Consider the following 24,954-nt stretch of genomic DNA (forward strand, 5'->3'; position numbering starts at 1 on the left):
CTCTCCTCGGGTCAGGCCCCCGGGGCCACCGTACAGAGGGAAAACGGGGTCGGAGAGGGTGTTCGCGGCAATCTCATGGCCCGCGACCCGGTATGTGGAAAACATCCCAGCCTGTGGATAACTCTCCGTAGGTAGCGGCTGTTTATACCGATTTATGGGGATATTTGGTGATTTATCGCCTCGTGGGCGCCGGCCTGCCCGAGGTGCGGAGCTGTGGAAAACCTGTTCGGAGAACCGGCGGAACGGCGGGCCGAGGCTCGGGCCCGAAGCTCGCCCGTCTTCTCCTCCAGCAGCCCGGCGTACGCGCTGACCTCGGAGGTCACCTCGGCCAGCCCGACGGCCACGCGGTGCAGCCCCTCGATCATTCGCTCGGTCATTCGCTCCGTCGCGGGGGCGGCGGTGAGGCGTTCGGCCCCGCGACGGCGTATTCGCCCGGCCGCCGCGCGGAAAAGGAGCCTGACGCGTCCCCCGCCCGAGGCGTCACGCCCGGATGATGTGGCCATATCTCCAGGGTGCCACATTTTGAACAGGTTCAGGGTTAAGGAGGGCGCACACCCGTGAGCGGAGAAGGGTGACGGGACGCCGTAATGACGGAGGTAAATGCTGTGACGATTGGTGCAAGAGTTAATTACCGTCCATATCACCCGGATAAGTGTTCCGTCATCTAGCGAAACCGCCACTTTCTTCTGAAGCGGCGTTGACAGACGTGTTCCTATCAAACGAGCATGGGTTCTGGTTTTTGTCCGGCAGCCCGTCGGCATGGTGCGCATAATGGCGTAAATTCAACCAGTAGTCCCCATATTTATGATCACTCTGGGAGTCCCCCTACCCATGAGGACCAGTCAACGACCCCCTCCCGAAGGAGGGGACTTGAGGCGCAGCGATGCGCCTGACAAGCCCCGCGTTGACCAGCCCTGGCCATCAGCTCAAGGAGGTGCGTTGTGATGGCCACGTTGAACACAAGATCGCAGACCCACCGGCGGGTGCTTCCTCAGCCTGCCGCTCTGGAATCCGTGGGAGCAGACACGCCCGAGGGTGGGCACGAAACGGCTCACGGACACCGCCTGGCGGCGGTACCTGGTGTTCGACCTGGGCGAGGGGAGATCGAGCAGGCCGGCACCCGGTCTGCTCGGCGTCACCCCGAGGACGCTTCGGCGCCTGAGGGAGCGAACCGTGAGGTTCACCCCGTCGTGTTCGTCCTGGATGTCCGCGGCCATCCGCTCGACCCGTGTCACCCTGCCCGTGCCCGTCGTCTGCTGGCGGCCGGGCGGGCGGTGGTGGTGCGTCACACCCCGTTCGTCATCCGTCTCAAGGACCGGTCGGTAGCCGACTCCACCGTGGCAGGCGTACAGGTCGGTATCGACCCCGGCAGCAAGCACACCGGCCTGGCCGTGTTCACCGGCCACGGTGGAAGCCGGGGTGGACGGTACGCGATCCAGCTCGACCACCGGGGCGCACTGATCCGCGACAGGCTCGCCGCCCGCTCACGGTATCGACGGCGACGCCGTAGCGCGAACCTGCGCTACCGCGCACCCCGGTTCCTCAACCGCACCAAACCGAAAGGGTGGCTCGCGCCGTCCCTGCAACACCGGGTGGACACCACCGTGTCGTGGGTCGCGCGGTTGACCCGGTGGGCGCCCGTGGCCACTGTGCACGTGGAGAAGGCCTCCTTCGACACTCACACCCTGTCGGCGGGCAAGCCGTTGGAAGGCGTGGAATACCAGCAGGGCACCCTGGCCGGGTACGAGGTCCGCGAATACCTGCTGGCCAAATGGGGCCGGGCATGCACGTACTGCGGCGCGAGCGGCGTACCGCTCAATCTCGACCACATCCACCCGCGCTCCCGGGGCGGCTCGGACCGGGTCGGCAACCTCACCCTGGCCTGCATCCCATGTAACCAGGCCAAGAACGCCACCCCGATCGAGGAATTCCTCAACGGCAGGCCCGCCCTCCTGGCAAAGATCCTCCGACAGGCGAAAGCACCGCTGCGCGACGCCGCCGCCGTCAACGCCACCCGGTGGGCACTGTGGCGGGCCCTGAAAGCCACCGGCCTGCCCGTTCACACCGCCTCCGGAGGGCGCACCAAATGGAACCGCTCTCGCACCGGCGCGCCGAAGTCCCACACGTTGGACGCGTTGCACGTCGGCGAACTGGAGAGCGTGACCACCTGGCCGTCCACGATCCTGGTGGTCACCGCGACCGGGCGCGGCAGCTACGCCCGCACCACCCCCGACCGCTACGGGTTCCCCCGTCTTGTCCGGCCACGGACTAAGCTGCACCGCGGCTTCCAGACCGGCGACCTGGTCCGGGCGGACATCCCGGCAGGCAAGAAGGCCGGAGTTCACACCGGGCGAGTCCTGGTCCGCTCCTCCGGCTCCTTCGACATCACCGCCCGGTGCGGTCGCGTCGCGGGGATCAACCACCGGCATGTCCGTCATCTTCAACGCGCGGACGGCTACGGCTACACGACCCGGAAAGAAGCCGATCGACATGACTGACCGGTCAGGGCACGCTCGGGCCTTGACAGCCCTCCCGCTCCCGATTCCTCCCCGGCCTGAAGGCCGGGGCACCCTCGGGAGGTTGCGGTGAATCCCGTGAACGCCGAGCGTCGGTCGTCGGCGGGCACCCTGTCCGGGCCGGCGTCGCGCAAGCTTCCCGTGCCCCCACGCGAGCGCAAACCAGCCCTCGCCGCCCTCGCCGTCCTCCTCATCCTGGGCGGCGCCCTCGCCACCACCCTGCTCGTGCTGCGCAGCGGCGACCGCGTCTCGGCGATCGCCGTCTCCCAGCAGATCGGTGCGGGCCAGCAGTTCACCGAGGCGATGCTCAAGGAGGTCCAGATCGCCGACACCGGCATCGGCTACGTGGCCTGGTCCCAGCGCGCCCGCGTCGCGGAGAACTTCGCCCGCGTCACCCTCATCCCCGGAACGCTCCTGACCCGCGAGATGGTGGTCTCCGCCAGCAGGGAACTGGGCCCCGGCAAGGCCCAGGTCGGTCTCGCCCTCAAACCCGGACAGTCACCGGGCACCCTGGAGCGCGGAGACCGGGTCCAGGTCGTCTACGTGCCGAGCAGGGGCGGCGGCGCCGGCCAGGAGCGGCGGGTGCTGGCGCAGAGCGCACTGGTCCACCAGATCGGCACGCCCGGCAGGAGCGGCGCGAACGGCCTGGTCACCATCATCGTGGACAGTTCCATCTCGCCGGAGGTCGTCGCGTACGCCTCCACCGGTGAGATCGCGCTCGCCGAGCTGCCGGGAGCGCGCTGACGTGGCGCTCATCGTGCTGGCCGCGGACAAGGGCGCACCCGGGGTGACCACGGCGGCCACCGCGCTCGGCGCGATCTGGCCGCGTCCGGTGCTGCTCGCCGAGTGCGACCCGGCGGGCGGCGATCTCGCCTACCGCCTGCCCGCGGCCGACGGCGGCGTGCTCAACCCGGCCAGGGGCCTGCTCACCCTGGGGGCCACGGCCCGGCGCGGGCTGCACCCGGAACAGATCCACGAGCACACCCAGAAGATCATCGGTGGTCTGGACATACTGGCGGGACTGACCCACGGCGAGCAGGCGGCCGGGCTGACCTGGCTCTGGGGTCCGCTCGGCCGGGCACTGGCCACGATGCCCGGCGCCGACGTGCTGGCCGACTGCGGACGCCTCGGCGGCCACCCCCAGCTGGCCGAGCTGACCGCGGAGGCCTCGCTGGTGGTGCTGTTCACCAGGGCGAGCCTGGACCACGTCGCCCACCTGCGGGAACGCCTGCAGATCATGCCTCGCGAGCCGCAGGTGGGCGTGGTCGTGATCGCCGACCCCCGGCAGTACCGCACGACGATCGAGGAGGTCCGCCGGATCGTCGTGGGCACCGGCAGGAACCTCGCCTTCGTGAGCGGGCTCGCGCACGACCCCAAGGGCGCGGAGCTGCTGCGCGGCCAGTGGGGCGGGCGCCTGGACCGCTCCCTGCTGATCCGCACCGCCCGGGAGCTGGGCGGTCGCCTCGCCGCACAGGTCAGCGCTCCCGAGCCGGTGATGGGCATGCCCGTCGAGCCGTCGAGCGGAGCCAGGCCGTGACCATCGACCACACGCTGGTCAAGCGCTTCCGGCAGGACGTCGGAGACAGGCTGGCCCACCAGCGCCGCCTGGACCAGGCCAGCGGCCTGCAGCCGATGACCGGTGAGGACGAGCGCCAGTTCGCCCGCGCGCTGATCGCCCAGATCCTGGAGGAGTTCGCCCGCGGCGAGATCGGTGTCGGCAGGACCCCGCCCACCGCCGAGGAGGAGGAGGCGCTGGCCGCGGGGATCCACGCGGCCCTGTTCGGCGTCGGCCGCCTCCAACCCCTGCTGGACGACCCCGAGGTCGAGAACATCGACATCAACGGCTGCGACCGGGTGTTCGTCGGCTACGCCGACGGCCAGGAGATCATGCGTGAGCCGGTGGCCGAGTCCGACGAGGAACTGGTCGAGCTGATCCAGATCCTCGCCGCCTACAGCGGCCTGTCCAGCAGGCCGTTCGACACCGCCAACCCCCAGCTCGACCTGCGCCTTCCCGACGGCTCCCGGCTCTCGGCCGTGATGGACGTGACGGTCCGCCCGTCCATCTCCATCCGCCGCTCCCGGCTGGGCAAGGTCTTCCTCAGCGACCTGGTGGGAAACGGCAGCCTGACCCCGGAGCTGGGGCGGTTCCTGGCGGCGGCGGTGGCGGCCAGGAAGAACATCATGATCTCGGGTTCGACCAACGCCGGGAAAACGACACTGCTGCGCGCCCTGGCCAACGAGATCCCGCCTTCCGAGCGGCTCATCACCGTCGAGCGCGCCCTCGAACTCGGCCTCGACCAATTCCCGGAACTCCACCCCAACGTGGTCGCCTTCGAGCAGAGGCTGCCCAACTCCGAGGGCCAGGGCGAGATCACCATGGCGGAACTGGTCCGCCGCTCCCTGCGGATGAACCCGTCCAGGGTGATCGTCGGAGAGGTCCTCGGCGACGAGATCGTCACCATGCTCAACGCGATGACCCAGGGCAACGACGGCTCGCTGTCGACGATTCACGCCAACTCCTCGATGGAGGTCTTCAACCGCATCGCGACCTACGCGCTCCAGGCCACCGAGCGTCTGCCGATCGAGGCCACCCACATGCTCATCGCGGGCGCGATCGACTTCGTGGTGTTCATCGAGAAGCGCAACGACTACGCGGTGGGAGGCAGGCTGCGGCGCTTCGTGTCGAGCGTGCGGGAGGTGGCCGGGGTGGACGGCAGGGTGCTCTCCTCGGAGGTGTTCGCCATGGCGCCCGACGGCCGGGTCGTGCCGCACGCGCCGCTGTCCTGCCTGGAGGAGCTCGCCCACTTCGGCTACGACCCGGGAGGCTGGACATGACCTCCCTGCCTCCGGGCCTGTTCGACCCGCTGGTGATGCTGGCCGGCATCGCGATCGGCGCGGGGCTGTTCCTGCTCGTCGTCGCGCTGTACGGGGTGCGCCCCCGCCCGTCGTCCCCCGGCAGGAAGGCGGGCAGGCGCGAGTTCGTCCGCGCCCTGTCCACCCGTACCGCGGTGGGGGCCATCGTCGGGGTGGTCGTGCTGGTGGTGACCGGGTGGCCGGTCATGGCGGTCGGAGCCGTGCTCCTCGCCCTGGCCTGGCGGGGCCTGTCCGGCGGAGCCGCCGAGGAGCGGACCGCGATGCGCAGGCTGGAGGCCCTGGCCGCCTGGACCGAGTCGCTCCGCGACACCATCGCCGGAGCGGCCGGGCTGGAGCAGGCGATCCCGTCCTCGATCCGGGCGGCGGCCCCCACGCTCCGCCCGCACCTGCGGTCGATGGTCGACCGCCTGCACACCAGGATGGCGCTGCCCGACGCGCTGCGGCGCTTCGCCGACGAGCTCGACGACCCCTCCGCCGACCTGGTCGTGGCCGCCCTCATCCTCAACTCCAAGCTGCGCGGCCCCGGCCTGCGCGACGTGCTCGGCGCGCTGGCCGTCTCCGCCCGCGAGGAGCTCGACATGCGCCGCCGGGTCGAGGCCGAGCGCCGCTCCACCCGGCGGAGCGTGCAGATCGTGGTCGGCACGGCCATCGCCTTCGCCGTCATGCTCGTGGTGTTCAACCCCTCCTACGTCGAGGAGTACGACAACGCGCTCGGCCAGGCCGTGCTCGTGGTGGTCGCCGGGCTGTTCGGCGCGGGGTTCGCCTGGATGCGCCGCCTGGCCCGCTTCGACAAGCCCGCCCGCCTGCTGGGCCTGCCCTCCGGGGGTGAGGTGTCCGATGACTGAGGCACTGCTGGCGGGTTCCGTGCTCGGGATGGGCCTGTTCCTGTTGTTCCGGGCGCTGTTCCCGGCCCGCCCGGGACTGGTGACGCGGCTGCTGGCGCTCGACGCGGCCCGCGAGGGCACCGACGCGCCTCGCGCCCGGCTCATCCTGCCCGACGAGGAGGTCAGCGTCCTGCGGCGCGGCCTGGGGGAGCGGATGGCCCGCTTCTACGCGGCCAGGGGCTGGGAGGCGCGCTCCGCCAGGGCCGACCTGGCGCTGCTCGGCAGGTCGTTCGAGGGTTTCCTGGCCACCAAGGTGCTGCTGGCGGTCTCCGGGCTGCTGGCCTTCCCGCTGCTGGTCGGCTGGCTGGTACTGATGGACTGGGGCGTCTCCCTCACCGTCCCGCTCTGGGCGGCGCTCGTGGTCGCCGGGGTCTTCTTCGTCCTGCCGGACCTGCAGGTCAAGCGGGACGCCGCGCGGATGCGCCGCGACTTCCGGCACGTCGTCGGCTCCTTCCTGGACCTCGTCGCGATGAACCTGGCGGGCGGGCGCGGGGTGCCCGAGGCGCTGATGATGGCGGTCTCGGTGGGCAGCCCCGGCCCCGACGAGGAAGGCGCCAACTGGGCGATGTCCCGCATCCGCGAGGCGCTCGGCAACGCCAGGATCGTCGGCATCACCCCCTGGCAGGCCCTCGGCCAGCTCGGTGACGAGATCAACGTGGACGAGCTGCGCGACCTGTCCGCGGCGCTCGGCCTGGTCGCCGACGACGGCGCCAAGGTCCGCTCGTCCCTCACCGCCCGTGCCGCGACCATGCGCCGCCGCGAGCTGGCCGAGATCGAGGGGCAGGCGGGCGAGCGTTCCCAGTCGATGCTCGTCGCCCAGCTGCTGCTCTGCGCGGGTTTCGTGATCTTTCTAAGTTTTCCGGCCGCTATGAAGATGTTGGGGTCCTGACCATGCTGAGCCATCCGTGGATCACTTACGCGACCGCCGTTCTGAGCGTCCGGATCGAAAGGGCGCGCAACGCCCCCACCAGGGGGGCCTCCGCCGTCGAATGGGTCATCATCACGGCCATCATCGCCGGAGTGGCGCTCGGCCTCGCCACGCTCATCAAGACCCTCGTCGAGGGGAAGCAGGCGGAGATCTCCAGTCAGTTCGGCGGCGGAGGCGGCGGGGGCGGGGGCGGCGACCTTGGAGACCCGTGACCGTGAGCGGGGCCGCCCCGGGAGCGGGGGGGCCAGGCCAGGCCGGGACGGCGGCCGGGGTGACGAACGCGGCGCCACGGGGCACGGTGCGCGTCCGGCCGCGCGCCGACGAGGCCGGGCCGGTGGCCGGGGCGGTGAGCGCGGCGCCACCGTGATCGAGTTGGCGATCATCATGCCGGTGGTGCTGGTCGTCATCCTGCTCATCGTGCAGTCCGCCCTCTGGTTCCACGGACGCCAGATCGCCGACGCCGCGGCCAGGGAGGGGGCGCGGCTGGCCCGGGTCGACACCGAGTCCTGGCAGCAGGACGCCGAGTCCCGCGCCCAGGAGGTGATCCGGACCGTCGGCCCGAAGCTCCTGGAGGGCGCCACGGTCACCGCCTGGGCGGAGGGCGACCAGCGGGGTGTCGAGGTGACCGCCTCGGCGGTCCAGGTCGTCCCGCTGCTGCCCTCCACCACGTTCACGGTCACCGCGCGCTTCGGCGGTCCCGTCGAGTGTTTCCGGCCCGACGACGGAAGCGAAGGATGCCAGTTAGCCGACTGATCCCCGCGATGGGGAACGATCGAGGGTCGCTCAGCGCCGAGACGGTGCTGCTGGCCCCGGTCTTCCTGCTCTTCCTGCTGTTCCTGGTCGGCGCGGGAAGGGTGGTGGAGGCCCAGGGCGAGGTCAACGGCGCCGCCAGGGACGCGGCCAGGGCCGCCTCCGTCGAGCGCACGTTGGCCGATGCCGAGGACGCCGCGGCCGAGGTGGCCCGTGCCGCGCTGTCCGGCGAGTGCGAGCCCGAGGTCAGCCTGGCCGGCACGGACTGGAAGGAGGGCGGCCGGGTCCACGCCCAGGTGACCTGCTCCCTGGATCTGGAGTTCCTCGGCTTCGGCGCCGCCAAGGAGATGAGGGGCGACTCGGTGGTCCCGCTGGAACAGTTCCGGAGGGTGGAGTGAGACTCACGGGCCCGTCCCCGGCACGCCGGGGCCCCGGGCACCTCGGGCGTTCGGCGCGGTCGGCGCGTTCGGGTGGCGGTGGGGGACGCCACGGTGAGCGGGGATCGATGTCGATCTTCACGGTGATCTTCTCGGTGGTGGTGTTCCTGCTGGCCGGGCTGCTCGTGGACGGCGGGGCCGCCATCAACGCCCGGCTGCGGGCCGCCGACATCGCCGAGCAGGCCGCCAGGGCCGCCGCGGACCAGATCGACGTCGAGCACCTGCGCGCCACCGGCCAGGCCCGGCTGCTGGGAGAGGGGGAGGTCTGCGCGAAGGCCGAGGAGATCGTCTCCGCGCACGGCGCCGGCGACGTCCGGCTCACCCGGTGCGCGCTCGGTGGCGCCCAGGCCGAGGTCACCGTGAACGTCTCCGTCGGCTGGAAGGCGTTCTTCCTGGCCGCGTTCGGCTTCCCCGGCTCGGACATGGAGGCCCTGGCCGCGGCGGGGCCGGACATCGGGGCAGACCAATTGCCGTGAATCGCTGGCCCACCGGTTGACCGACGACGAATCTGGACGGGGAGGGAGACGAATGCCCACGCGACAGCCCGTGCGTATCAAGGACAGGCGCACACCGGGAGACCTGCTGGCGGGCCTTGGCGCGCTGGCCGTCCTGGTCGCGCTCATCGCGGGGGTCCCCTACGCCCTGTTCCGGCTGGCCGGGCCGCCGCTCCCGCCCGAGCTGCGCGACCTCGACCTGCTGACCAGCCAGGTGGGCACGAGCACGATCGTGGCGATCCTCGTGCTGCTGGTCTGGCTCGCCTGGCTGCAGATGGTGGTCTGCGTACTGGTCGAGATCTACGCCGGAGTGCGCCGGGTGGGGATGCCGGCCCGGGTGCCGTTCTCCGGGGGCACCCAGATGTTCGCCAACCGGCTGGTCTCGGCGGCCATGCTGCTGTTCACCGTCTCGGCGGTGGCCCTGCCGATCGCGAAGCTGACCAGCCTGCCACCCGCGACCTCCTCGGCCATCGTCTCGACCGGGCTGTCGGCGGCGTCGGCCGCGGCGGACGCCGAGCGGGTGGAGTTGGCGCCGGTGCAGAAGGCCAAGAAGGTCTACGTGGTGCAGCCGCCGCACGGCCGTCACCACGAGAGCCTGTGGGAGATCGCGGAGAAGTGCCTCGGTGACGGGCGGCGGTATCCGGAGATCTACCGGCTCAACCAGCACAGGGAGCAGCCGGACGGCAGCCGCCTGCGGATGGCCGACCTGATCAGGCCCGGCTGGGTTCTGGACATGCCGGACGACGCGCGCAACGTGCACATCGTCCCGGCGTCCCAGCCGCGCGACGACACCCTCAAGGACCACCCCGGCAAGCCCGCCGAGCTGGACGGCCGTACCCAGACCTTCACTCCGGGCGGTGCGGACCTCCCGGCGGAGCCCGCACCCGAGATCTCCACTCCCGGCGAGGGGGCGGACCAGGCGCGGGAGAGCGGGCGCCACGACACGGCCGAGCGCCGTCCCGACGCCGCCGAGCGCGGCGCCTCGCACGACCCGCGCCAGGTGCCCGTCCCCAGGGCGACCGCCGAGCGCGGTCCGGACACGGCGGCCACCACGGCGGCCACCACCGCGCCCGGCACCAACGCGCCCGAGCGGCGGAATTCCGGTGCGGCGGACCCGGGAGCGGCGGTGGCGGGGCCCGCGGAGAACGGGCAGAACACCGGGCTGGAGATGCTCGACTATCTGGCCGGGGCCTCGCTGGCCGCGGCCGGGCTGCTGCTGGCGCTCGGCCGTAAGCGCAGGCGGCAGCTCTGGCACCGGGCGTTCGGGCGCCGGATCACCCGGCCGAGGGACGACGCCGCCCAGGCCGAGCTGGCGCTCAGGCTCGGCGCGGACGCGCCGGGCAGCCGGATGCTCGACGTCGGGCTCCGGCTGCTGGGCAGGTCCCTCGCCGCCCAGAACCGCGTCCCGCCCACGGTCTACGCGGCCCACCTGTCGCCGCGAACCCTCGACCTGTGGATCCACCCGCCGGACCCCGACGCGCCCGCGCCCTGGAGTGCCCATGACGGAGGCCAGGTCTGGCGGCTTCCCGCGCACGAGGGCCGGATGCTCGACGAGCAGGCACTCGCCGACGCGCCCGCGCCGTACCCGGGGCTGGTCTCGCTCGGTTCCAGCGGTGAGGGCAGGGTGCTCGTCGACCTGGAGGCCGCCCACGGTCCGATCAGCATCGGGGGCGCCCAGGCCACCGCGGCTCTGGCGGCGCTCGCCGTGGAGCTGGCGACCAACCGCTGGTCGGACCGGATGCGCGTCACGCTGGTCGGCTTCGGCGAGGAACTGACCGTGATCGCCCCCGACCGGATCAGGTACGTGGGCGGCCTGGCGGAGATCCTGCCCGAGCTGGAGGCGTCGGGCAAAGGCGTCGGTAACCGAGGTGAGGTGCTCACCGGCAGGATCCACGGACGCGCCGCCGACCCGGTCTGCACCCCGCACTACCTGCTGTCCGCGATCGCCCCCACCGAGGAGGAAGGCCGCCGCCTGGCGCTGCTCGCCAGGAAGGGCGTCAGGACCGCCGCCGGGTACGTCATCGCGGGTGACGTGCCGCACGCCACCTGGAACTGGACGATCACCGAGGAGGGCCGCGCCAGGGTGGACGCGCTCGGGTTCGACGTGGCCGCGCAACTGCTGCCACGGCGGCAGTACCGGGCACTGATCGATCTGTTCCTGGCGACCGAGCGGCTGGAGGGCGAGCCGCTCGCCGACGAGCCGGAACCGGTCACCGGGACACCCTCGGTCGAGGTGCGGATCCTCGGCCCCGCCGAGGTCGTCGGCCCCTCGCCGATGGAGGAGGGGCGAGCCGTGATCGCGGTCGAGCTCGTCGTCTACCTGGCGACGCACCCCGGCGGCGTCCACCCCGTAGTGCTCGGCGGCATCCTCTGGCCACGTGGCGTGCAGGCGGTCGTCAGGGACGCCACGATCGCCAGGGTCGTCGCGTGGCTGGGCACCGACAGCCAGGGGCGGCCCAACCTCTACGCCGACACCTCGGGGCGCCTGCGGCTCGGCCCCGAGGTGCGCACCGACTGGATGCTCTTCCGCGACCTCGTCCGGCGGTCGCACGCCAACCCCGGCGGGCGTCCCGAGCTCCTCGACCGGGCACTGGGCCTGGTACGGGGTCCGCTGCTGAACGACCGCCCGCGTGGTCGCTACGCCTGGCTGGCGGCCGACGACCTGGAGTACAACGTGGCCGCGGGCGTCGCGGACGCCGCGCACCGGCTCTGCGAGGTACGGCTGGCCCGTGGTGAGACCGACCAGGCGGTGGCGGCGGTGCGGGCCGGGCTGCTGCTGGCCGCCGACGACGAGGGGCTCTGGCGCGACCTGCTGCGGGCCACGCATCTCACCGACGACCCCGTCCGTCTGCGTGCCGTGGCCGACGCCCTGCACCGGCGGGCCGCCTCCCACCCCTACGGCGGCGGGATGGCGCCGGAGACCGAGGCCCTCATCGACGAGCTGCTGCCCGCGTGGCGGATGCGCTCGGCTCCGACGGCATGACGGGCCCGGCGGGTCCGGTCCGCGCGTCGGAGGTCACGCGGGGGCGTGGCACGGTGGGCCGCCGGGTACGGGGCGAGGGCGGCGGGGGAGCCATGCCGAATCGTGCATATCGGTGGTTCCGGGCGGCGGGCGCCCCTAGCGTGATCGGTGTGCGTGTGGTGATCGCGCTGGTCATGCTCCTGACGGCGGCCTGTACCCCGTCGGAGGCTCAGCCGTTCACTCCCGTCGATCTTTCGGACACCTCTCCCGCCGAGACCTCCTCGCGAGCTCCCGCGGGGTCCTCCCCGCAGGACCCGGCACGGCCGGCCGCGCCGCGAGAGGAGACGGTCGAGGTCGCGCCGGGAGTGCGGGTGGTGGTCGAGTGGCCCGCCGCGCCCGACGCCGACACGACCACGATGATCGAGGTTCTCCGCGACTACTTCGCCGGAGCCTTCCGGGCGGTCGTGAGCGGGGGCCGTGACACCGGCTACCTCGACGTGGTCGAGTACGACGCGGTCGACGACGCGTCCTTGTGGGTGGGGGTGTTTCTCGACGAGCGCAGGTCGGTGCGGGGGACCGCCCGGCTGTACGCCCTGAACGTCAGCGCGGTCAGCGGCTCGGGCGACGACCGGGGGGCGCAGCTGGACGTCTGCGTCGACGAGTCGAAGATGCGCCTTCTCGACTCCTCCACCGGCAAGCCCGTCACCAGGCAGCCCGACTGGACCAGGAAGCCCTTCCTGCAGTCCGCCGTGATGGGGCGGGCCGCCGACGGGGGCTGGCGTATCAGGCTCTTCCGCCACGCGAAACTCCCCGACGAGCGCGCGAAGGGCTGCCTCAGATGACTCTCTGCCCGCTGCCGGGACCCGGTCCCCACACCGGAGGTGTTCGATGATCGGAAAAGTGATCCTCGCGGGGGCGCTGCTGTTCGCCCCCTCGGTGTCGTCCGCCCCGCCCGACACCGGGGGAGTGACCGGCGAGGCCCATCAACGCGGCCGCGAGGCCGGGGTCACCCTCAAGGACTCCCGGATCGTCGTCACGGGCACCGGGCTCAGCGGGAAGAGCGACGGATATCGGATCAAGCGCCCCTGCTGGTACGAGCCCCGGGGCAACGCCGCCGACATGCTGGACTCGCAGCGAGACGCCCTTCCCGACGCACTCCCCGGGCAGGAGTGGGAGAGGCGGAAGGAGGCGCTGGAGCCGTTCGAGGCCCGGATCGGCCAGGAGGGCACCTGGTGGCAGCGCGCCTACAACTCCGCCGACCCGAACGGGCTGGCGTGCGTGGCCGCGCTGGGCGAGCCCTACGTGTTCGCCCCCCCGAACACCACGCCGCCCGCCGGGATCACCATCGCCGAGCTGGTCGAGATCGCCCGCGCCGCGCTGACCGTGCCCGAACCGAAGATCGAGCTCAACCCGGACGCCAGGAGCTACGTCAACCTGCCGACCTGGGTCTGGCTGAGCGGCATCGGCGAGACCACCAGGTCCGTGACGGCGACGCTGCCCGGGGTGATGAGCGCCACCGTGACCGCCACCCTCGAGGACATCCGGATCGACGCGGGCACCACCGCCGACCGGGCGGAGGTCAAGGAGGAGTGCGGCCCCGGCGGCAAGCCGTACGCGAAGGGCGCCGCGTTCACCTGCGGCGTGCGCTACCTGCGAGCCTCGGTCGATCAGCCGCGTGACGCCTACGTGCTGACGGTCACCTCGGTCTGGCCCATCGAGATCGAGGACGACGTGGTGCCCTTCGCCTACGACCCGGTGGAGGTCGGGGTCACCCGCGACGTCCCGGTGGGCGAGGTACAGAGCACCGTCAGGAAGACCGGCTGAGGCGGTCACCCGCACCGTCCGGGCCGACCTCGACGCCTTCGACGGCGGGAGGCAGGTGAGGCTGCCTGGCCGGACACCTCCGCTCGCGCTACTCGCCGGCGATCGCCTTCTCATGGGTGAGCAGCCACCGCTTGACCGGCGTGCCGTAGTAGTAGCCGCCGAACCCGCCGGTGGACGGCAGGATGCGATGGCAGGGGACGAACGGCGCGATCAGGTTCTGCGCGCACGCGCCCCCGGCCGCCCTGGCCGCCGTCCTCGGCAGGCCCGCCCGCTCGGCGAGCTCGGCGTAGCTGATCGTGGCGCCAGGCGGGACCTCGCGCAGGGCGGTGAGCAGCCGCTGCCGCGTGGGGGTGCCCGGCTGTTCCAGCGCCACGGAGTCGAGGGCCGCGAGGTCGCCGTCCAGGTAGTCGCGTACGGCACGCGCCGGGTGGCCCAGGTCGGCGGTCAGGGTCAGGCCCTCCGACCGGAGGCCGGGGGAGAGGCGCGCGAACATCTCGTCCGGGGCTTCGGTGAAGCCCGCCGCGACCAGGACGCCCTCGCGGGCGAGTAGGGCCAGCGGACCGATCGGGGTGGTGAGTACCTGTGCTTCTATCATTCGGAACTCCAAAGGTGCAGTGCGGCGTACGCCCGCCATGGACGCCACCGCTCGATGTGGTCTTCCGGGATGCCCAGGCAGGCCATGGCCCGCCGCAGGCCGAGGTCTCCGCCGGGCCAGGCGTCCGGGTCGCGCAGCGCCCGCAACGCGATGTAACCCGAGGTCCACGGCCCGATCCCGGGAACCTCGAGCAGCCCGGCCACCGCCTGGGCGGGTTCCTGTGCCCCGTCCAGGTCGATCTCGCCGTCCGCCACCCTGGCGGCGAGCGCCTTCAGCGTGGCCACCCGCCGCCCGGTCAGGCCCAGCCCGCCCAGATCCGCCTCGTGGAGCTCGGCGGCGGTCGGGAACAGGTGGGTCAGCCCCTCGTCGCCGTCCGTTCCGTGATGCGGGCGCCCGGCCCGGGCGGTGACGCGCCCGAGGATGGTGCGGGCGCCCGCGACGGAGATCTGCTGGCCGATCACGGCGCGGACGGCCACCTCGAAGCCGTCCCACGCGCCGGGCACTCGCAGCCCGGGGCGGGCGGTGACGAGCGGTTCCAGCGAGGTCTCGCCAAGGGCGGCGGAGATGGCCGCGGGGTCCGCGTCGAGGTCGAGGAGGCGGCGGCAGCGGGCGACGATCCTGGCCAGGTGGCTGGTGTCGTCGACGCTCACGTCCAGCCGGACGTGGTCCACCTCGGGGGTGAGGGTGACCGCGCCGCCGGGGACGGCGCGGCGGTAGGACGTGCCGTCCGTATGCTCCAGACCGGGGATCGCCCGCGCGGCCAGGAACCGCATCAGGGTCGCGGCGTCGTACGGCTCCCTGCGGTGCAGCCGCAGGGTCAGCGCGTCGCCCGAGACGTCGGTGCTGCGTCGCGTGGTCGCCCGCAGCTCGCCCGGGGTGAATCCGTAGGTGTCCTTCATGGTCGCGTTGAACTGCCGGACGCTGCCGAAACCCGACGCGAACGCCACGTCGACGATCGGCAGCCCGGTCTCGGTCAGCAGTTGCTTGGCCAGCAGCAGGCGCTTGGTCCTGGCCACGGCCAGCGGCCCCACGCCGATCTCCGTGGTGAACAGCCGGTGCAGGTGCCGCCCGGTGATGTGCAGCCGCCCGGCCAGCCGGGCCATCCCGCCGTCGTCCGCCACGCCCTCGTCGATCAGCCGGAGCGCCCTGCCGACCAGGTCGCCCCGGTGGTCCCAGCCGGGGTCGCCGGGGCTCAGCTCGGGCCGGCACCGCTTGCACGGCCGGAACCCGGCCGCCTCGGCGGAGGCCGCGTGACGGTAGAACCGCACGTTGCGGCTGGCGGGGGTGCGTGCCGGGCAGATCGGCCGGCAGTAGATACGGGTGGAGGTGACCGCCGTGTAGAAGCGCCCGTCGAACCGGGCGTCCCTCGCGGCCACCGCGCGGTAACAGGCGTCGAAGTCGAGCTCTCTCACGGACATGCTGACGACGCTACTCGCAGCCCATCCCGTACGGCTGGCGGGAATCGGACATGGTCGTGGCGGCCGTCGGGGGGAGGGCCGTGTCCCGCTGAGTCGTGCCTCGCGGGCGCGTCACTTGGAGGAGACGCCGACCCCGATCTCGAACTCCCGGTAGACGCGGGCCCAGAATCCGTCGCGCAGCCAGACGCGTGCCTCGGGGTAGGGGCGGAGGGAGTGACCCAGCTCCTTCTCCGCCTCGATGAGCAGCTCGGTGTCGATGACGGTGGGCAGGATCGGCCCCGGGAGCAGGTCGCGGATGTTGTCGCGGCCACGGGTGAGGATCCACTTCTGGGCCACGTGCTCGCCGACCTCCTCGACGCGCGGGCGGCTCGGGCCCAGCTTGGTGACCTGGCCCGCGGGGGTCTTGGGCTTGGCGGTGGCGGCGGTGCGCCCGGCGAAGACCTGGGCGGGGGAGGGGGCGATCGGGGCGGCCGGTACCGGGACCGGTGCGGGGGCCCGGCTGAAGAAGGAGCGCAGGAAGTCGGCACTGATGATCTCGACGGTGTCGGACTCCCAGACCAGGCGCTCGGCCTGGTTGGTGCCGTACGGTGGCTCCACCCCCCACAGGTGGATCCGCACCCCGTAGGCCTGGGCGGCCTCGACGGCGGGGACCATGTCCTCGTCCCCGGCCAGCAGAATGGTGTCGCTCACCGCGTGGTGCCTGGCCAGCGCCTCCAGGTCGCTCCTGATCTGCGCGTCCACGCCCTTCTGCTGGCCTCTCGCGTTGAGGTTGCCCAGGCGGACCTTGACCCAGGGGAGCTGCGCGATGACCCGCTGGTCGACGGTCGGCACCCGGTCGCGGGCGGCGTCGTACCAGTAGATCCTCAGCAGCTCGCCGTGGATCCGCTCCTCCGCGTGCTTCTGCAACGCCTGGATCAGTTCGTCCGCCGCGACCCGGTACTCCTTGCGCTCCTTGGCACTCAGAAGCACCTCTCCCGCCGCGGCGTACAGGTACCCGACGTCGACCAGGACGGCGTACTTCGCGGCGATGGGGTGTGACGTGAGGTCCAGGATGGTCATGTCGTCCTCCAGGCCTCGGAACTAGCTGATCGGCTGACTATATGCGCCCATTTCTTAGATGGTCCCAACTCTCGTGCAAGTTGACACCCCGTTCTGAGGATCTATCTCGGCAGTGCGCTCGATCTCCATGCGCCTTGTCCGGTAGGAAGATGTTTTCGCATGCGATGTGAGTGATTGCTCCAGGATTTTGGCGTCTGCAGGGCTTTCGGGCTCGAAGTCGCGGCTGCGGTATGCACGGAGAGAGCGATCACCACCGCGGCGATCTCCTCGGGGGTCGCATCCCCTTTAATGATCTTCAGGTGTCTCACAGCGGGATGTTCCCATGCTTCTTCGGCGGCAGGGTCGCGCGCTTGTTGCGCAGGGTCCTGAGCGCCTTGACGATCTGGACTCGGGTGGCGGAGGGACGGATCACCGCGTCCACATACCCACGTTCGGCCGCGAGATACGGGTTGGCGAGCGTGTCCTCGTATTCGGCGATGAACCGGGCCCGCTGGGCGTCCGGATCGGTGGCCGAGGCGAGCTCGCGCCGGTAGAGGACGTTGACCGCGCCCTGCGCTCCCATCACCGCGATCTGCGCGGTCGGCCAGGCCAGGTTGATGTCGGCGCCCAGGTGTTTGGAACCCATGACGTCGTAGGCTCCACCGTACGCCTTGCGGGTGATGACCGTGACCAGCGGCACCGTCGCCTCGGCGTAGGCGTAGAGCAGCTTGGCGCCGCGGCGGATGATCCCGTTCCATTCCTGGTCGGTGCCGGGAAGGAATCCGGGGACATCGACAAATGTCAGTACCGGAATGTTAAAGGCATCGCATGTACGTACGAATCTCGCGGCCTTCTCCGAGGCCGCGATGTCCAGCGTGCCCGCGAAACTCATCGGCTGGTTGGCGACGATCCCCACGGAGCGCCCTTCGACCCGGCCGAAACCCACCAGGATGTTCGGCGCGAACTGCGCGTGCACTTCAAGGAATTCGCCGTCGTCCAGGACGTGTTCGAGAACCTTGTGCATGTCGTAGGGCTGGTTCGCCGAGTCGGGGATCAGCGTGTCGAGCTCCCGGTCGGAGTCGGTGGTCTCCAGCACCACCTCGGTGTCGAACACCGGGGTCTCGTCCAGGTTGTTGGACGGCAGGTAGGAGAGCAGTGCCCTGGCGAACTCCAGGCAGTCGGCCTCGTCGGAGGCCTCGTAGTGGGCGACACCCGAGCGGGAGTTGTGCGTGTGCGCGCCGCCGAGCTCCTCGAACGTCACCTCCTCGCCGGTGACCGTCTTGATCACGTCGGGGCCGGTGATGAACATGTGCGATTTCTCCGACACCATCAGCACGAAGTCGGTGAGGGCCGGCGAGTAGACGGCGCCGCCCGCGCACGGGCCCATGATCAGCGAGATCTGCGGGATCACTCCCGAGGAGTGCACGTTCCGCTTGAAGATCTCGGCGTACAGGCCCAGCGAGACGACACCCTCCTGGATGCGCGCCCCGCCGGAGTCGTTGATGCCGATCACCGGGCAGCCGGTCTTCAGCGCGTGGTCCATGACCTTGACGATCTTCTCTCCGAAGACCTCGCCCAGGGAACCGCCGAAGACCGTGAAGTCCTGGGAGAACACCGCCACGGGGCGGTCGTCGACGGTGCCGTATCCGGTCACCACCCCGTCGCCGTACGGACGCTCGCGCTCCATGCCGAAGCTCGTGGACCGGTGCCTGGCCAGTTCGTCGAACTCCACGAAGCTGCCCTCGTCCAGGAAGGCGAGGACCCGCTCCCTGGCGGTCATCTTGCCCTTCGCGTGCTGTTTCTCGATGGCGCGCGCGGAACCCGCGTGGGCGGCCTCGTCCAGACGGCGTTCCAGATCGGCCAGTTTGCCGGCCGTCGTACGGACATCGGGTTCGGCGGCTGTGGTCTCGGCGCTCAGAGGCTCGCTCATGCCAGCAGGGTAAACCGCCCTCTGGCAGTGCGAACTATCGGGGGCGACCGTTCGTTTTCCGGGTGAGTCGGCTGATCGCCGGAGCCGTGACCCTGGAAGGGGGGAACATGCCGGACGCCATCGAGGCGGTGCGAACGCAGGGGCTGTTCAAGAGATTCGGGCAGCAGGTGGCCGTGGGAGGCGTCGACCTCGTGGTGCCCAGCGGCAGTTTCGCCGGACTGGTCGGTCCCAACGGGGCGGGAAAGACCACCACGCTCAGCATGGTCACCGGCCTGCTGCGTCCCGACGGGGGCTCGATCCACATCGGTGGTGTCGACGTCTGGCGCGACCAGGTCGCGGTCAAGAGCCGCATCGGCGTGCTCCCCGAGGGGCTGCGCCTGTTCGAGCGGCTCTCCGGCAGGGAGTTGCTGTCCTACAACGGCCAGCTCCGAGGCATCCCCAGGGCCGAGGTGGAGCAGCGGGCCGACGGGCTGCTGAAGGTCATGGGCCTGACCGAGGCGGCGGACAAGCTCGTCGTGGACTACTCGACGGGTATGCGCAAGAAGATCGGCCTGGCCGCCGCGCTGCTGCACAACCCCGGTGTGCTCTTTCTCGACGAGCCGTTCGAGGGCGTCGACCCGGTCAGTGCCAACACGCTCGTCGAGGTGCTCAGGCGCTACACCGACTCCGGCTCGACCGTCGTCTTCTCCAGCCACGTCATGGAGCTCGTCGAGCGCCTGTGCGACTGGGTCTCGGTGATGGACGGCGGGCGGATCGTCGCCCAGGGGCCGCTGGACGAGGTCAGGGCGGGCCGCAGCCTCAACGAGGCGTTCCTGGGGCTGGTCGGCGCCCGGGGTGACGGCGCGAGCGGGCAGGAGGGCCTGTCATGGCTGGGCGCGACCCCGGCATGAGCGCGCCGGACCGGCGAGGAGCCGCGACAGGAGCCGTGCCCGGGACCGTGCGGGTGGGGCCCTCGGTGTTCGTACGGCTCAAGCTCCGGCTCGTCGCCGGCAACCTGCGCGGCAGCGTCCAGCACCTGCTGGGGTTCGTCTTCACGGTGATCGCCGCGATCGTCTTCGCCGCCCTGGGCTTCTTCGCCATGACCACGCTGCGCCTCGCGTCCGCCGAGGTCGCGGGCGACGTCGTCACCGTACTGTTCACCGTCTTCCTGGTGGGCTGGGCGGTCGTGCCGCTGCTCGCGTTCGGGCTGGACGACACGCTCGACCCGTCGCGGCTGGCGCTCTTCCCGCTGCGGACCGGCCTGCTCGCCACCGGCATGTTCGCCGCCTCGATCACCGGCGTCTGGCCGATCGCCACGCTGGTCGTCATGATCGGGGCGGTGGCCGGCCTGGCGGGCGGGGCAGGCGGGGTGCTCCTGGGCACGGTGGCGGTGCTGCTCCACTTCGCGCTCTGTGTCGTCCTCTCCCGGCTGGTCACCACGGCGCTCTCCGGCGTGCTGCGCACCCGCAGGGGCCGCGACGTGCTGGCCGTCTCGGTGATCTTCGTCGTGCTGGGGGCGCAGCTGCCCAACCTGCTGCTCAACGGCGGCCTGTCGGCCGACCCGGGGGCGATGCTGCGCGGTGTCGCCTCGGTGCTGCGCTGGACCCCGTCGGGTATGGCGGCGCACGCCGTCGCCGACGGAGGAGCGGCGGCCCTCCTGGCGATCGTCGTGCTCGCCGCCCTGGTCGCCGGGGTGGGGTGGCTGTGGATCGCGGCGCTGCGCCGCGCCCTGGTCTCCCCTGACGCCTCCACCCAGAGCTCCTCGGTGCGCAACTCCCGGGGCCTGCTGGCCGGGGTCCTGCCCGACGGCCCGCTCGCCGCGGTGGTGGGCAAGGAGCTCAGGTACGCCCGCCGCGATCCGCGGGGCAGGGTCGGCTGGTTCGCCGCCGTCGCGGTCGCGGGCATCATGGCCTTCTCGCTGAACGGGGAGGGCGGTCCGACCGGGGTCGCCCTGGCGGTCGCTCCCGCCTGCATCGGGGCGGCGCTGATCAGCATGCAGTGGTGCAACGCCTTCGGCATCGACGGCCGCTCGCTGTGGATGAACGCCGTCGCCTACGGCACCGACCGCGACTGGCGCACGGACATCGCGGGGCGGCACCTGGCCGTGGCGACGATCGGCGTGCCGTTGCTGCTGGTGCTCTCCCTGGTCGCGGCCCTGCTCGCCGGGTCCGCCGAGGGCATCGTCTGGGCGGTCCCGGCCACCCTGACCGCCTGGGGCGTCCTCGGGGTCGGGCTCGGGGTGGGCGCGCTGACCAGCGTGCAGATGCCCTACACCGTGCCGGAACGCCTGAACGCCTTCACGGGTGCGGCTCCGGGGCAGGGCGGCATCGCCTTCGTCGCCTCGTTCGGCGCGCTGATCGGCACCGGCCTGCTCTCGCTGCCGATCGTCCTGCCGGTGCTGCTCGGCCTCACCTGGGTCTCCGCGCTGGCGGTGCCGTACGGGCTGCTGCTCTCCGCAGGCGGCCGGAGGATCGCGGGTAAGGCCGCTTTCGCCAGGTATCCAGCGCTGTTGCAGGCGACCTCCAGGGCCACCTGAATGGTCTAGTCCAATGGGTGAGACCGGTCTCCGCCGGAGAAAACGGACTGGGTACGCTGACAAACATGCCAGCCACCGTGTCTCATCAGGTAGAGCGCTCCTCCGCTGTCACCGAGATGCCCGACGAGCTGCGCGCGGACGTGCGACTGCTCGGTGAGCTTCTGGGGCAGGTCATCGCCGAGCATGGTGGCGATGACCTGCTCGCCGACGTCGAACGGCTGCGCAAGGCGGTCATCGGCGCCCGCCGCGGGCAGGTGTCGGTCGACGAGATCACCGCGATGGTGGCCGAGTGGCCCGTCGATCGCGCGGTACAGATCGCCCGCGCGTTCACGTGCTACTTCCACCTGGCGAATCTGGCCGAGGAGCACTTCAGAATCCGCACGCTCAGGGTCCGCGACACCGGCGAGGAGCCGCTGCCCGAGTCCCTGGCCCAGGCGGTCCAGGAACTCGGCGGCGAGAAGGTCGCCGGCCTGGTCGAGGGGTTGCGCCTGCACCCGGTGCTGACCGCGCACCCCACCGAGGCCCGCAGGCGTGCCGTGGTCACCGCGATCCAGCGCATCAGCGGCCAGCTCGCCCTGTACAACAGCCCGGAGCGGGGGGCCGCCGAGCGGGCGGAGACCCGCCGGCGGCTGCTGGAGGAGATCGACCTGCTCTGGCGGACCGCCCAGCTCAGGTCCACCAAGCTCGACCCGCGAGACGAGGTCCGCACCGCCATGGCGGCCTTCGACGAGACCCTCTTCCGGGTGGTCCCGCAGGTCTACCGCGCCCTGGACGCCGCGCTCGGCGGGGGCGGCGGCACCGAGAGGCCCCGGGCCCGCGCCTTCATCAGGTACGGCAGCTGGATCGGCGGCGACCGCGACGGCAACCCGAACGTCACGGCCAAGGTGACCAGGGACGCCGTGCTCATCCAGGCCGAGCACGTGCTGATCGCCCTGGAGACCGCCACCGGCCGGATCGGCCGCTCGCTGACCCTCGCCGCCGGCTACGCCCCCGCCTCGCCCGAGCTGCGGGCCGCGCTGTCCGCCGCGGTGAACGACCACCCCGAACTGGTCTCGGAGATGGCCACCCGTTCCCCGCAGGAGCCGCACCGGCAGTGGCTGATGTTCGTCGCCGCCCGCATCGCGGCCACCAGGCAGCGCGGGCTCGACCTGGCCTACCGCTCGCCCGAGGAACTCCTGGGCGATCTGCGAATCGCCCAGGAGTCGCTGGTCGCGGCCGGGGCGAGGAGGCAGGCGTACGGGGAACTGCAGCACCTCGTCTGGCAGGTGGAGACGTTCGGCTTCCACCTGGCCGAGCTGGAGGTCCGCCAGCACTCGCAGGTCCACGCCGCCGCGCTGGAGGAGATCGCCGCCGGGCGTACCTCCGAGCGGACCGAGGAGGTCCTGGCCACGATCCGCACGATCGCCTGGATCCAGGAGCGGTTCGGGGTGGCCGCCTGCTCCCGCTACGTCGTCTCCTTCACCCGCTCGGCCGACGACATCGCCGCCGTACACGCGCTGGCCGCGCACGCGCTGGGCGAGCGGGCCCCCCGGCTCGACGTGGTCCCGCTCTTCGAGTCCGGCGCCGACCTGGCGGCCGCCCCCACCGTGCTGTCGGGGATGCTGGAGATCCCCGAGGTCCAGGCCAGGCTGGCCGACGACCGGCGCCTGGAGGTCATGCTCGGCTACTCCGACTCCGCCAAGGAACTCGGCCCGGCCGCGGCGACGCTGAAGCTGTACGAGGCCCAGGAGGCGCTGGCCGCCTGGTCGGCCGAGCACGACGTGCCGCTGACGCTCTTCCACGGCCGGGGCGGCGCCCTGGGCCGGGGCGGCGGCCCCGCCAACCGGGCGGTGCTCGCACAGGCCCCGGGGTCGGTGGGCGGCAGGTTCAAGGTCACCGAGCAGGGCGAGGTCATCTTCGCCCGCTACGGCCACGACGCCATCGCCCGCCGTCACATGGAGCAGGTCACCTCCGCGGTGCTGCTCGCCTCCACCCCGTCCATCGAGGCGCGCACGGCCGAGGCCGCGGGACGCTTCCGGGCGGTGGCCGAGCAGGTCGCCTCCGCCTCGGAGAAGGCGTACCGGCTGCTGACCGAGGCGCCCGGCTTCCCGGAGTGGTTCTCCCTGGTCAGCCCGCTGGAGGAGATCGGCTCGCTCCGCCTGGGCTCCCGCCCGGCCCGGCGCGGCCTCGGCGCGCCCCGGTCCCTGGACGACCTGCGGGCCATCCCGTGGGTCTTCGCCTGGGCCCAGACCAGGGTCAACCTGCCCGGCTGGTACGGCCTGGGCAGCGGCCTGGAGGCGGTCATCTCCGAGGCGGGCCTGGGCGAGCTGCGCGCCGCCTACCGGGAGTGGCCGCTGTTCGCCTCGCTGCTGGACAACGTGGAGATGTCGCTGGCCAAGACCGACCGGGACATCGCCGCCCGCTACCTCGCGCTCGGCGCCAGGGACGACTTCGTCGCGCAGGTCCTGACCGAGTACGACCTGACCCGCCGCCTGGTCCTGGAGATCACCGGCCACACCCGGCTGCTGGAGGACCGCAAGGTGCTGTCCCGCGCGGTACAGCTCCGCGACCCGTACGTCGACGCACTCTCCCACCTGCAGCTCCGCGCCCTGTCCACGCTCCGCGCGGACGAGGGGCTGTCGGAGGAGGAGCGCGAGCGCCTGTCCACGCTGCTGCTGCTCTCGGTCAACGGCGTCGCCGCCGGCCTGCAGAACACGGGCTGATCCGCTCGCCACCGCCCGCCGGCCCCCGCACGGGGCCGGCGGGCGGGGCTCACGGGCCGACGCGGTGCGCTCCCGCGTAGAGGTTGAAGCGCTCCTCGCGCAGGAAGCCGACCAGCGTCATCCCGAACTCCCTGGCCAGGTCGACGGCCAGGGAGGAGGGCGCGGAGACCGCGCAGACGACGGGCAGGCCCGCGGTGAGGGCCTTCTGCATGATCTCGTAGCTGGTCCGCCCGCTGACCATGAGCAGGTGCCCGCCCAGCGGCAGCCTCCCGGCCATCATGGCCCAGCCGACCAGCTTGTCCACCGCGTTGTGCCGTCCCACGTCCTCGCGGACCGCGAGCGGCTCGCCTTCCGCGGTGAACAGCCCGGCCGCGTGCAGCCCCCCGGTCTTGCCGAAGACCCCCTGGGCCCGCCTCAGCAGGCCGGGAAGGCCGTACAGGACCTCGGGAGAGACGCGCAACGGGTCATCGGCGGCGGGCAGCGGTGAGCAGCGGTCCCGCAGCGCGTCGAGGCTGGCGGTGCCGCAGACGCCGCACGCGCTCGACGTCATGAAATGCCGGTCGAGCGAGGGCAGATCAGGCAGGGCGTCGCCGTGCAGCCGCACGGTCACCGTGTTGTAGCGGGCCTCGGGCGGCACGTCGTCGTCCGTGCAGTAGGCGATGGACGCCACGTCGGCGGGTGCCGCGACGCCCTCGCCGTACAGGAACCCGGCGGCCAGTTCGAAGTCGTGCCCCGGGGTGCGCATGGTGATCGCGACAGTGCGGCGCCGCTCACCCGCCTGGATCCGGATCTCCAGCGGTTCCTCGGTGGCCAGGTCGTCCCGGCGCTCGTGGAGCGTCCCCGAGCGCATCTGCCCGACCCGTGCCCGCGTGGTGGGTCCCGGCCTCCGCACGGCCTCCACCTCGATACCGTCCCGCGGGTCAAGGTCTCTGCTCATGCGGTCTTTTTCTCTTTCGCTGCCGTCCGAATGCTTTCATCCCCGTTCGGAAAGCCGGGCTTCGCCTGCGCGCCCAGACTTCGTTAATAGTATTCCCTGGTCATTGCCCTAATTCGGTAACAGGGGGTCGTTAGGGGAGGCAAGATGGCT

General features: G+C 71.8%; 24 protein-coding genes. 17 read left to right on the forward strand and 7 right to left on the reverse strand.

Features of this window, described 5'->3' with window-relative positions; translation table 11 throughout:
- Positions 1–152: 152 nt before the first annotated feature.
- On the reverse strand, positions 153–377 hold the full coding sequence (locus AB0K21_RS02450; protein ID WP_343973873.1) for a hypothetical protein: 225 nt from the start codon (positions 375–377) through the stop codon (positions 153–155).
- Positions 378–1,190: 813 nt separating this feature from the next.
- Between AB0K21_RS02450 and iscB the strand changes: the two genes are divergently transcribed.
- From iscB to AB0K21_RS02520, 14 genes are all read left to right on the forward strand, one after another.
- Positions 1,191–2,498, forward strand: coding sequence for an RNA-guided endonuclease IscB (gene iscB / locus AB0K21_RS02455; RefSeq protein ID WP_364147206.1), 1,308 nt, complete (start codon positions 1,191–1,193; stop codon positions 2,496–2,498).
- A gap of 87 nt (positions 2,499–2,585) precedes the next feature.
- A complete protein-coding gene (locus tag AB0K21_RS02460) occupies positions 2,586–3,260 on the forward strand; it encodes a hypothetical protein (RefSeq protein ID WP_343973880.1) in 675 nt (224 codons plus the stop codon).
- Position 3,261: 1 nt separating this feature from the next.
- On the forward strand, positions 3,262–4,053 hold the full coding sequence (locus AB0K21_RS02465) for a hypothetical protein (protein WP_343973883.1): 792 nt from the start codon (positions 3,262–3,264) through the stop codon (positions 4,051–4,053).
- Positions 4,050–5,351 (forward strand): ATPase, T2SS/T4P/T4SS family, encoded by a 1,302-nt coding sequence (locus AB0K21_RS02470; protein WP_343973886.1) that lies wholly within the window; start codon positions 4,050–4,052, stop codon positions 5,349–5,351. The genes AB0K21_RS02465 and AB0K21_RS02470 overlap by 4 nt, the downstream gene beginning before the upstream one ends.
- Positions 5,348–6,235: a type II secretion system F family protein gene (locus tag AB0K21_RS02475; protein WP_030907642.1), complete on the forward strand. Its 888-nt coding sequence runs from the start codon at positions 5,348–5,350 to the stop codon at positions 6,233–6,235. The genes AB0K21_RS02470 and AB0K21_RS02475 overlap by 4 nt, the downstream gene beginning before the upstream one ends.
- Positions 6,228–7,163 (forward strand): type II secretion system protein, encoded by a 936-nt coding sequence (locus AB0K21_RS02480; RefSeq protein WP_343973893.1) that lies wholly within the window; start codon positions 6,228–6,230, stop codon positions 7,161–7,163. Before AB0K21_RS02475 ends, AB0K21_RS02480 begins: the two co-directional genes overlap by 8 nt.
- A gap of 2 nt (positions 7,164–7,165) precedes the next feature.
- Positions 7,166–7,414: a hypothetical protein gene (locus AB0K21_RS02485; protein WP_343973896.1), complete on the forward strand. Its 249-nt coding sequence runs from the start codon at positions 7,166–7,168 to the stop codon at positions 7,412–7,414.
- On the forward strand, positions 7,411–7,569 hold the full coding sequence (locus tag AB0K21_RS02490) for a hypothetical protein (protein WP_364147213.1): 159 nt from the start codon (positions 7,411–7,413) through the stop codon (positions 7,567–7,569). The genes AB0K21_RS02485 and AB0K21_RS02490 overlap by 4 nt, the downstream gene beginning before the upstream one ends.
- On the forward strand, positions 7,566–7,955 hold the full coding sequence (locus tag AB0K21_RS02495; RefSeq protein ID WP_343982740.1) for a TadE/TadG family type IV pilus assembly protein: 390 nt from the start codon (positions 7,566–7,568) through the stop codon (positions 7,953–7,955). Before AB0K21_RS02490 ends, AB0K21_RS02495 begins: the two co-directional genes overlap by 4 nt.
- The gene (locus tag AB0K21_RS02500) at positions 7,937–8,350 is read left to right on the forward strand and encodes a TadE/TadG family type IV pilus assembly protein (protein WP_343982737.1); all 414 of its coding nucleotides are present in this window, start codon (positions 7,937–7,939) and stop codon (positions 8,348–8,350) included. Before AB0K21_RS02495 ends, AB0K21_RS02500 begins: the two co-directional genes overlap by 19 nt.
- A 107-nt stretch (positions 8,351–8,457) precedes the next feature.
- The gene (locus AB0K21_RS02505; protein ID WP_343982734.1) at positions 8,458–8,865 is read left to right on the forward strand and encodes a pilus assembly protein TadG-related protein; all 408 of its coding nucleotides are present in this window, start codon (positions 8,458–8,460) and stop codon (positions 8,863–8,865) included.
- Between the two features lie 52 nt (positions 8,866–8,917).
- A complete protein-coding gene (locus AB0K21_RS02510; protein WP_364147218.1) occupies positions 8,918–11,866 on the forward strand; it encodes a hypothetical protein in 2,949 nt (982 codons plus the stop codon).
- A 149-nt stretch (positions 11,867–12,015) separates the two neighbouring features.
- On the forward strand, positions 12,016–12,687 hold the full coding sequence (locus AB0K21_RS02515) for a hypothetical protein (RefSeq protein ID WP_343981318.1): 672 nt from the start codon (positions 12,016–12,018) through the stop codon (positions 12,685–12,687).
- A gap of 46 nt (positions 12,688–12,733) precedes the next feature.
- The gene (locus tag AB0K21_RS02520; protein WP_343981314.1) at positions 12,734–13,669 is read left to right on the forward strand and encodes a hypothetical protein; all 936 of its coding nucleotides are present in this window, start codon (positions 12,734–12,736) and stop codon (positions 13,667–13,669) included.
- Positions 13,670–13,757: 88 nt separating this feature from the next.
- Here the strand turns inward: AB0K21_RS02520 and AB0K21_RS02525 are convergent, their stop codons facing one another.
- The 5 genes from AB0K21_RS02525 to AB0K21_RS02545 all read right to left on the reverse strand — a co-directional run bounded on the left by AB0K21_RS02525 (position 13,758) and on the right by AB0K21_RS02545 (position 18,650).
- Positions 13,758–14,264, reverse strand: coding sequence for a methylated-DNA--[protein]-cysteine S-methyltransferase (locus tag AB0K21_RS02525; RefSeq protein ID WP_343981311.1), 507 nt, complete (start codon positions 14,262–14,264; stop codon positions 13,758–13,760).
- Positions 14,261–15,682: an AlkA N-terminal domain-containing protein gene (locus AB0K21_RS02530; protein ID WP_343981308.1), complete on the reverse strand. Its 1,422-nt coding sequence runs from the start codon at positions 15,680–15,682 to the stop codon at positions 14,261–14,263. The genes AB0K21_RS02525 and AB0K21_RS02530 overlap by 4 nt, the downstream gene beginning before the upstream one ends.
- A 111-nt stretch (positions 15,683–15,793) precedes the next feature.
- Positions 15,794–16,741: an NYN domain-containing protein gene (locus AB0K21_RS02535; protein ID WP_343981305.1), complete on the reverse strand. Its 948-nt coding sequence runs from the start codon at positions 16,739–16,741 to the stop codon at positions 15,794–15,796.
- A 101-nt stretch (positions 16,742–16,842) separates the two neighbouring features.
- Entirely contained in the window at positions 16,843–17,049 is a 207-nt protein-coding gene (locus AB0K21_RS02540; RefSeq protein ID WP_364147223.1) for an acyl-CoA carboxylase subunit epsilon, read from the reverse strand.
- Entirely contained in the window at positions 17,046–18,650 is a 1,605-nt protein-coding gene (locus tag AB0K21_RS02545) for an acyl-CoA carboxylase subunit beta (protein WP_364147226.1), read from the reverse strand. The genes AB0K21_RS02540 and AB0K21_RS02545 overlap by 4 nt, the downstream gene beginning before the upstream one ends.
- 107 nt (positions 18,651–18,757) lie before the next feature.
- On the opposite strand from AB0K21_RS02545, the gene AB0K21_RS02550 reads away from it, so the two are divergent.
- The 3 genes from AB0K21_RS02550 to AB0K21_RS02560 all read left to right on the forward strand — a co-directional run bounded on the left by AB0K21_RS02550 (position 18,758) and on the right by AB0K21_RS02560 (position 23,867).
- A complete protein-coding gene (locus AB0K21_RS02550; protein ID WP_364147229.1) occupies positions 18,758–19,540 on the forward strand; it encodes an ABC transporter ATP-binding protein in 783 nt (260 codons plus the stop codon).
- Positions 19,516–21,165 (forward strand): hypothetical protein, encoded by a 1,650-nt coding sequence (locus tag AB0K21_RS02555; protein WP_343981297.1) that lies wholly within the window; start codon positions 19,516–19,518, stop codon positions 21,163–21,165. The genes AB0K21_RS02550 and AB0K21_RS02555 overlap by 25 nt, the downstream gene beginning before the upstream one ends.
- Positions 21,166–21,230: 65 nt before the next feature.
- Positions 21,231–23,867, forward strand: coding sequence for a phosphoenolpyruvate carboxylase (locus AB0K21_RS02560; protein WP_343981294.1), 2,637 nt, complete (start codon positions 21,231–21,233; stop codon positions 23,865–23,867).
- 49 nt (positions 23,868–23,916) lie between these two features.
- Here AB0K21_RS02560 and fdhD read toward each other — a convergent pair whose 3' ends face one another.
- Positions 23,917–24,804 (reverse strand): formate dehydrogenase accessory sulfurtransferase FdhD, encoded by an 888-nt coding sequence (fdhD, locus tag AB0K21_RS02565; protein ID WP_343981291.1) that lies wholly within the window; start codon positions 24,802–24,804, stop codon positions 23,917–23,919.
- Positions 24,805–24,954: the final 150 nt, after the last annotated feature.

The sequence above is a fragment of the Streptosporangium sp. NPDC049248 genome, from assembly GCF_040678965.1.
Classification (GTDB): Bacteria; Actinomycetota; Actinomycetes; order Streptosporangiales; family Streptosporangiaceae; genus Streptosporangium; species Streptosporangium fukuiense.

Coding starts and splice junctions, on each gene's coding strand:
- AB0K21_RS02450 (WP_343973873.1), bottom strand. CDS start 377: ATGACCGAGCGAATGATCGAGGGGCTGCACCGCGTGGCCGTCGGGCTG.
- AB0K21_RS02500 (WP_343982737.1), top strand. CDS start 7,937: ATGCCAGTTAGCCGACTGATCCCCGCGATGGGGAACGATCGAGGGTCG.
- AB0K21_RS02475 (WP_030907642.1), top strand. CDS start 5,348: ATGACCTCCCTGCCTCCGGGCCTGTTCGACCCGCTGGTGATGCTGGCC.
- AB0K21_RS02555 (WP_343981297.1), top strand. CDS start 19,516: ATGGCTGGGCGCGACCCCGGCATGAGCGCGCCGGACCGGCGAGGAGCC.
- AB0K21_RS02505 (WP_343982734.1), top strand. CDS start 8,458: ATGTCGATCTTCACGGTGATCTTCTCGGTGGTGGTGTTCCTGCTGGCC.
- AB0K21_RS02535 (WP_343981305.1), bottom strand. CDS start 16,741: ATGACCATCCTGGACCTCACGTCACACCCCATCGCCGCGAAGTACGCC.
- AB0K21_RS02485 (WP_343973896.1), top strand. CDS start 7,166: ATGCTGAGCCATCCGTGGATCACTTACGCGACCGCCGTTCTGAGCGTC.
- AB0K21_RS02510 (WP_364147218.1), top strand. CDS start 8,918: ATGCCCACGCGACAGCCCGTGCGTATCAAGGACAGGCGCACACCGGGA.
- AB0K21_RS02550 (WP_364147229.1), top strand. CDS start 18,758: ATGCCGGACGCCATCGAGGCGGTGCGAACGCAGGGGCTGTTCAAGAGA.
- fdhD (WP_343981291.1), bottom strand. CDS start 24,804: ATGAGCAGAGACCTTGACCCGCGGGACGGTATCGAGGTGGAGGCCGTG.
- AB0K21_RS02525 (WP_343981311.1), bottom strand. CDS start 14,264: ATGATAGAAGCACAGGTACTCACCACCCCGATCGGTCCGCTGGCCCTA.
- AB0K21_RS02520 (WP_343981314.1), top strand. CDS start 12,734: ATGATCGGAAAAGTGATCCTCGCGGGGGCGCTGCTGTTCGCCCCCTCG.
- AB0K21_RS02560 (WP_343981294.1), top strand. CDS start 21,231: ATGCCAGCCACCGTGTCTCATCAGGTAGAGCGCTCCTCCGCTGTCACC.
- AB0K21_RS02480 (WP_343973893.1), top strand. CDS start 6,228: ATGACTGAGGCACTGCTGGCGGGTTCCGTGCTCGGGATGGGCCTGTTC.
- AB0K21_RS02545 (WP_364147226.1), bottom strand. CDS start 18,650: ATGAGCGAGCCTCTGAGCGCCGAGACCACAGCCGCCGAACCCGATGTC.
- AB0K21_RS02530 (WP_343981308.1), bottom strand. CDS start 15,682: ATGTCCGTGAGAGAGCTCGACTTCGACGCCTGTTACCGCGCGGTGGCC.